This window comes from Micromonospora sp. KC723 (assembly GCF_004348595.1).
In the GTDB taxonomy this organism is placed as follows: Bacteria; Actinomycetota; Actinomycetes; order Mycobacteriales; family Micromonosporaceae; genus Micromonospora.
Genome location: NZ_SMKD01000204.1, coordinates 1 through 7376 on the forward strand (window position 1 = coordinate 1; position 7376 = coordinate 7376).

5 protein-coding genes are annotated in these 7376 nt (G+C 69.1%); 3 read left to right on the forward strand and 2 right to left on the reverse strand.

From position 1 onward, the window contains the following. From E1165_RS27040 to E1165_RS30450, 3 genes are all read left to right on the forward strand, one after another. Positions 1-963, forward strand: a 963-nt coding sequence (locus tag E1165_RS27040) for a glycosyl hydrolase (protein WP_132394542.1), incomplete at its 5' end; no start/stop codon positions are given. Between the two features lie 162 nt (positions 964-1125). Next, the gene (locus E1165_RS30445; protein ID WP_132394543.1) at positions 1126-1545 is read left to right on the forward strand and encodes a glycosyl hydrolase; all 420 of its coding nucleotides are present in this window, start codon (positions 1126-1128) and stop codon (positions 1543-1545) included. After that, complete coding sequence (locus E1165_RS30450; RefSeq protein WP_165945337.1) at positions 1542-3131, forward strand: glycosyl hydrolase; 1590 nt, start codon at positions 1542-1544, stop codon at positions 3129-3131. The genes E1165_RS30445 and E1165_RS30450 overlap by 4 nt, the downstream gene beginning before the upstream one ends. Before the next feature lie 59 nt (positions 3132-3190). On the opposite strand, the gene E1165_RS27055 is transcribed toward E1165_RS30450, so the two are convergent. Continuing rightward, positions 3191-4330, reverse strand: a complete 1140-nt coding sequence (locus tag E1165_RS27055; protein WP_207917052.1) for an ROK family transcriptional regulator — start codon at positions 4328-4330, stop codon at positions 3191-3193. Positions 4331-4442: 112 nt separating this feature from the next. Next, positions 4443-7172: a beta-L-arabinofuranosidase domain-containing protein gene (locus E1165_RS27060; RefSeq protein ID WP_132394545.1), complete on the reverse strand. Its 2730-nt coding sequence runs from the start codon at positions 7170-7172 to the stop codon at positions 4443-4445. Between the last annotated feature and the right edge of the window lie 204 nt (positions 7173-7376).

Below are 7376 nucleotides of genomic sequence, written 5' to 3' on the forward strand. Positions count from 1 at the left end.
CCCTCCACCCCTGCGCCCTCCACCCCGCCGGTCTCTCCGTCGCCGAGCAACGGTGCGTGCAACGTGGCGCCGGTGGATCCGCAGGCGACGGCGGCGGCCCGTAGGTTGTTGTGTTACCTGTACAGCCAGTACGGCAACCACATCTTGTCCGGGCAGCAGGAGTCGACCTGGATCGACGGGCCGGATCACGAGATCAACTACATCTACCGCAACACCGGGAAGTACCCGGCGATCCGTGGCCTGGACATGGGTGACTCGCCGACCTTCGGTAGCCGTGCGGCGGCGTGGTGGCGTTCGGGCGGTATCCCGATGGTCGGGTATCACATGGGGTCGCCGGCGCAGGATTCCGATGGTTACGCCGGCTCGCAGATGAACGCGAACATCAATGCCGCTCTGACGCCGGGGACGGCGGACAACCGGCGTTTGTTGCAGCGCCTGGACGCGGTCGCGGCGCAGTTGAAGATGGCCGGTGACGCCGGTGGTGCGGTGCTGTGGCGCCCGTACCACGAGGCGGGTGGTACGTGGTTCTGGTGGAGCAAGGAGGGCGGTGCGGCGTACAACCGGTTGTGGCAGTACACGTTCAACTACATGACCCGGACGAAAGGTCTGCACCACCTGGTGTGGATGCATCCGTACAACGGTGAGCCGCAGTCGTCGTTCTACCCGGGCAAGCAGTACGTCGATGTCGGTGGCGCGGACACCTACGCGCCCGACCGGGGGCCGTTGACCTCGTTGTACAACGCCACCCGCAACATCGTGGGCGGCACGGTCCCGATCGCCCTGCACGAGAACGGTCGCATCCCGGACCCCAACCAGCTGCAGTCCAGTGGCGCGAAGTGGGTGCTGTTCAACACCTGGCACAGCAGCTTCATCGAACCCTCGACGAACCCGGTGTCGGTGTTCCAGCAGGTCTACCACCACAGCTACGTCATCACCCGCGACGAACTTCCCAACCTGAGATGACGACCCCCGGGGGCGGTCACCACACCGCCCCCGGCCCCACCCACCGAACCGGAGCAGTTCCGTCGACGCGACTCACCGCCCGATGCGAGCGTCCGGTACACCGCGGCAACCCGCAATCATCTCTTGGTCGAGCCCCCGGGCCGGCCAGAAGTGGACTCGACAATGAGACGACTCGGCGCTCTGCTCCTTACCGCCGCCGTTGCGACCCTGACGGCCGCCGTACCCACGCCGGCCTCCGCCCAACCGCAGAAGCCCGCGCACGTTCGGCTCGCTGACGAGCGGGCTACGCCAGAGACCCGTTCGCTCTTCGCCTACCTGCGCGCCCAACGTGGCCAGGGTGTCCTGTTCGGACACCAGCAGACTACGGAGTTCGGACTCACCTTCGACGCTGCGGACGGCGTCAGCTCAGACGTGCGCGCCGGCGTCGGCGACTACCCCGCCGTGTTCGGATGGGACATGAGCGACGAGGGTTACGGCTCCTCGCCCGGCACGCCGGAAGAGAAGTTCGCCACCTACGTCAAGCTGGTCCAGGCGGCCCACCGGGTGGGGTGGGCGGCATCAACACGATCAGCGCCCACATGAACAACTTCGTCACGGGTGGCAACTACGGTGACACCAACGGTGACGTGGTGGCACGGATCCTGCCGGGCGGCGACCACAACGGCGAGTTCCGCGAGTACCTCGACCGGGTGGCCCGATTGGCCCACGCCATCACCGACGACCGCGGCCGGCCGATCCCGGTCATCTTCCGCCCCTTCCACGAGAACAGCGGATCCTGGTTCTGGTGGGGGGCCGCGCACGCCTCACCGTCGCAGTACATCGAGTTGTGGCGCTACACGGTCGAGTACCTCCGTGACACGAGGAAGGTGCACAACTTCCTGTACGCCTACTCCCCGGGCGGTTCCTACGGCGGCGTCAGCGACGTCTACCTGCGCACCTACCCGGGTGACGACTTCGTCGACGTGCTCGGCTACGACAACTACGACGGCAGCGACGCCTCGCCGCAGTGGGTCAACGGTGTCGTCGCCGACCTGGCCATGCTTGCCCGGATCGCGGACGAGAAGGGCAAGGTCTCGGCCGCCACCGAGTACGGCATCAGCGGCGCGCTCAAGGCGAACGGACGCAACGGCAACCTGAACTGGTACACCCAGGTTTTCGACGCCATCAAGGCCGATCCGGACGCCCGGCGCACGACCTACGCGATGACCTGGGCCAACTTCGGCGCCGACCAGTTCTTTGTGCCTCACCCGGCGACCGGCGACCTGCCCGAGCACGAGATGCTGGCCGACTTCCGTGCCTTCTACGACGACCCGTACTCCGTGTTCGCCGGCGAGCTGTCCCGTGTGTACGACCGCCGTACCAGGGCCGTTTCCCAGCAACCGTTGGCGCACATCGTGTCTCCCACTGACCGGGAGCGGGTGACCACGCCGACCACGACGATCCGGGTCAAGGTCTCCAACGCCAGGGCGTCGCGGGTGTGGTACACGGTGGGTGACAAGGCGAAGCAGTACCCGCTCCGCTACGACCCCGCCAGCGGCTACCACACCGGCACCTGGCAGATCGGGGCGGCGAGCCTCGACAACACCGTCACCCAGCTGAAGGTCATAGCCACCATTCCCGGCCGCGCGCGGTTGGAGCTGACCAACAGCGTCATCCTCGGTGCCAGGCCGCCGATGCCGCCGGGTGTGGTGGACGACTTCGAGGGCCACCCCGACGACACCGCGCTGCGGTCGGAGTACAGCACCTACGGGACCAACACCATCTCACTCGCCGACGCGAACGGCGGCAAGGCACTCAGGTTCGACTACGACTTCACGTTCCAGACCTACACCGGCATCGGCAAGCGGCTGGCGGGCGACTGGTCCGACTACGGTGGTCTGTCCCTGTGGCTCACGCCGGACGGGTCGGACCACAAGCTCGTGCTCCAGCTCAACGCCGGGGGCGTCGCCTACGAGGCGTACCCGTCGCTCGCGGGCACGACGCCCGTACAGCTGACCATCCCGTTCTCGCAATGGCGGCCGGCCCCGTGGGACACCGCGAACGCGGACCGGCGCATCACCCCCGAAGACCTGCGCAACCTGTCCCAGTTCAACATCTTCGTCAACCAGGCCGACGGGGTCGGTGTGACGCGCGGATCCGTCCTGCTGGACGACCTGCGAGCCAGCTGACGCGAGCGATTCGGGCCTGGTCATCCGCACGGGTGACCAGGCCCCGACGCGCCGCCGGCTCAGCGAATGCCGGTGACCGTGGCCCGGATCGACAGCGCGGCAGCCGAGCGGGCCCACTCGCTGAAGTCGAAGGGGACCGCCGTCAGATCGATGAGCGCCGGATCATCCTCGTAGGTGTTCCGGAGCCCCCGGGCCACCGCGGCCTCGGCCACCTCGTAGAGCGGCAGGCCCTCGCCGGTCAGCAGGATCCGCTCCGGGTCGAGAATGTTGGCCGCGTACCCGATGAGCACTCCCAGCGCGTAGCCGGCGGCCTGGAATACCGCTTCGCTCTCCGGATGGCCCGAACGGGCCTGCTCGACCGCCTCCTCGTAGGTCGACCGCCCGGGTAGCTGACGCATGATCATGTCGGTCATGAGGAAGCTGGAGACGCAGCCGCGGTGGCCGTACCCGCACCGCGGGCCGGTCGGGTCGACCAGGAGGTGACCGAACCGGGGCGGCCGGCCGTGCGCACCCTGCACCAGGCGCCCACCAGAGACCATTCCGGTACCGACACCCGCGCCGACCGTGATCAGCACCATCGAGTCGGCGCCCGCCGTCGGGCCGAACCAGTGCTCGCAGAGGGTGAGCGCCTGTACATCGTTGTCCACGGCGACCGGCAGGCCAGTGGCCGCGGTCAGGGCCGAGGCGAGCGGCACCCCCTGCCAGTCCAGGAATCCGGCGTCCAGCACGACACCGTCCTGCACGGCTGAGCCCAGCGTCACGCCCAGGCCGGTCAGACCGCCGGGGCCGGTCAGGTCGCCGACGCCGGTCGCGACGGCGGCGACCTGCGCCACCACGTCGTCCGGCTCGGTGGACGCCAACGTCTCCTCGACCGAACCCACCAGCGTGCCGGTCAGGTCGGTCACGGCTGCGTAGAGCCGGTCGGCGGTGAGCTTCACTCCGAGGAAGTGGTGCGACCCGCCCTGAACGTGCAGCAGTTCCGAGGGACGCCCGGTTCGCGAACGCAGCTCGGTGCCGCCCTCCCCGAGCAGGCCCACCGCGACCAGAGTCCCGGTGAGGCGGCTGAGGGTCGGGCGGGACATCCGCAGGCGGGCCGCGATCTCGGCACGCGGCATCGGACCGTGGACGAGGAGATCCAACAGCACCTCTCGCGCGCCCTCGGTCAGGGCCGGCCACGGCGAGCGAACTGCGGTCGACATCGGTCGAACCCTACCCCGTGGCCGTCACGGGGTAGGGTTCGGCTTCCGGTTCGGGTCGCCGGGCCGGACCACGGGCCGGCGACGGGCGGCCCGTTCACGTCCGGCGCAGCGACTAGATGAACCGCCAGAGGTGCCCGTCGCTGCCGTTGTCGTCCCAGATGATCACCTGTGCGCCGGCCGAGGTCGACCCGTTGGTGACGCCGAGGACCCGGCCGCCGTTGGCGCACTGGATGCGGAAGTGACCGTTGCGGCCGTACCGCAGCCGCCACCGGTGGTCGTTGGTGCCGTTGTCCGCCCACTGCAGGACCCGGGCGCCGTTGACGGTCGACATGTTCTCGACGCCGAGCACCTTTCCGCTGTGGGAGTTGCGTAGGCGCAGGTAGCCGTCGGTGTCCACGATCGCGGTCCAGAGGTGGTCGGCGGTGCCGGTGTCGTCCCACTGGATGACCAGCCCGCCGTCGGCGGTGGACATGTTCTGCACACCGAGCACCAGCCCGCTGTTGAGGTTCTGGAGCCGGCGGGCCCCGTTCGGGATGAACCGCCACTGGTTGTCCCGGCTGCCGTTGTCCTGGTCCTGCACCGCCTGCGCCCCCTGCGCCGTCGACCCGTTCAGGATCGCCAACAGCTTGCCGGTGTGCACGTTGCGCAGCTTGTGCGAACCGTCGCCCGCGTCGACGAGGGTCCAGAGATGGTCGGCGGTGCCGTTGTCGGCCCACTGGAGGATGCGGGCGTTGTCGGCGGTGGACATGTTCTCCACCCCGAGCACCTTGCCGCTGTTGACGTTGCGCAGCCGTACCGCCGTCCCGTCGACCACGATCTGCCAGTCGTGGTCGGCGGTGCCGGTGTCGCCCCACTGGAGCGCAAGCCCGCCGTCGGCGGTGGACATGTCCTTGATGCCGAGCACCAGGTTGCTGGCCGCGTTGGCCAGACGGAAGCTGGCGGCGCCTCCGCCGGTGGCCCAGTAGACGGTGTAGTTATGCCCGTGGGCGTCGTGGAAGGGCCCAAGACTGACCGGGGAGCCGTTGGCGACGGCGGTGAACGCGAGCGCGCTGGTGCTGGTCCGGGTGATCGACGTGGGGTCGAGAGAGGGCAGCGCGCTCAGGGTCGTGTTGCCGTAGTTGCCCGACAGCACCACCGGGCCGTACGTGATCGCCTGCACCGCCGGGTTGTCGTTGGCGGCGGCCAGGACGACGCGCATCGGCAGGCGCACCGTGACCACGTCCCCGGAGGTCCAGGAGCGGGTGAGGCTGGCGTAGCTGCCCGGTGTCGTGGCGAGGTTCTGCGGCGTGCCGTTGACGCTGACGCTCGCCCCGCTCGTCCACGCGGGGATCCGGATCCGCATCGTCCATGACCCGCCGACCGAGCCCGTGACGGTGATGGTCGTGGTGTCGCTGACCGGGTACGAGGTGGTCTGGGTGACCGTGATCCCGCGCTGCGACCAGTTGAGCACCGACGGCATGAACAGGTTGACCGTCAGGGTCGTGCCGTTGTGGAAGTAGATGGAGTCCATCAGCTTGGTGTTGGTCTCCAGCCCGGTGCCCTGGCAACACCAGAAGGAGTCGTAGTCTGTGCTCCAGGTGCCGCCGCCCCACGCCGGACCCACGCCGCGCCGGCCGCCGGGGTTGAGCGGTGTGAAGTAGGTGAAGTGACCGTGGTTGTCGGCCGGGTTCTGCTGGCCGATCAAGTGGTTGAGCAGCGCCCGCTCGTAGAAGTCGAAGTAGGCCGCGCGGTTCGGGTCCAGCAGCCACAGCTCGCGCGTCAGCTTGAGCATGTTGTACGTGTTGCACGCCTCGCAGGCGTCCGTGCGCAGGTACGCGGCGATGGCGTCGGGGGCCCGGAAGTGCTCGGCCTGGCTGTTGCCGCCGATGACGTAGGTGTGCGCGTCGACGGTGATGTTCCACGCGTTGCTGGCGATGTCCCGGTAGCGGGTGGTGCCGGTGGCCTTGAACTCCCGGGCGGCACCTACCCACTTGGGGACCTGGGTGTTGGCGTGCAGCCCGGCGAGCTGGTCCTGGTTGGCGGCCAGCGGGTCGAAGACGGCGGCGTGGTCGAACCGCTGGGCCGCGGTCAGCCAGCGGGCGTCGCCGGTCTGCTGGTAAAGGTCGGTCAGGACGAGGTTCATGCCGCCGAACTCAGTGGCCAGCGTGGCCTGCATCTGGCTCGTGGTCAACCGGCTGGTGCGCCAGTCGACCCAGCCGGCGAGCGCCAGGAGGACGTCACGGGCCTGGGTGTTGCCGATGTGACGCCATACGTCGAGCAGGCCGGCGAGGGTTTTGTCGATGCAGTAGTACGGCACGTTGCCGTTGCTCAACGTTCGCGCTTCGAGGCTGGTGAAGTCGGACTCGGGGAACCCGGAGAGGTATCCGGTGTTGAAGCCGGCGGCAGCGTTGTTGGCCTGGCACTTGGCGAGTTCGGCCACCATGTGGTTGGCCTTGTCCCGGCAGGTCGTGTCGCCGAGCACCGCCCACGCGTGCGACCAGGCGGTCAGGAAGTGCCCCTGTACGTGGCTGCGGAAGGGGAACGTGGGACCGTCCCAGCCGCCGGGTGCCGCGGCACCGCCGGTGGAGAGGCGATGGGTGGCGCGGAAGTTGTACAGCAACCGGTTGACGTCGACGAAGCGCAGGTAGTTCAGCGTGCGGGTCTGGTTGTCCAGCCACCGGCTGGAGGTCAGCCGGACCTGCCCGAGGTCGAACGGGAATGCCGAGACGCCGATGTCCGGCCGGGCCGGGGCAAGGGCGGCTGTCGCGGGCGCGGCACCGACTGTGGCGGCGCCGGTAGCGGACACCACGGCGGTCGCGCCGACGGCCTGGATCAGGCGGCGTCGGCTGATTGGCGAGGACATGGGGCCTCCAGGGGGCTGCGGGGGTGGTCGTCGGTTGTGCGGGGCGGCAGGCCCTCGCCGTCTCGGGGAAGCGTGTCAGCCAGCGGCGAGGTGCCGGCATCGCTGTTGGTCGCGTGGGTTCAGCCGGGGGCGCGCGGCTGGAGCACGCGGGTCGCAAGCCGGATGTGAGCGTCACCAGTGGCGGGCCAGCGGGGTGGCTGAAGG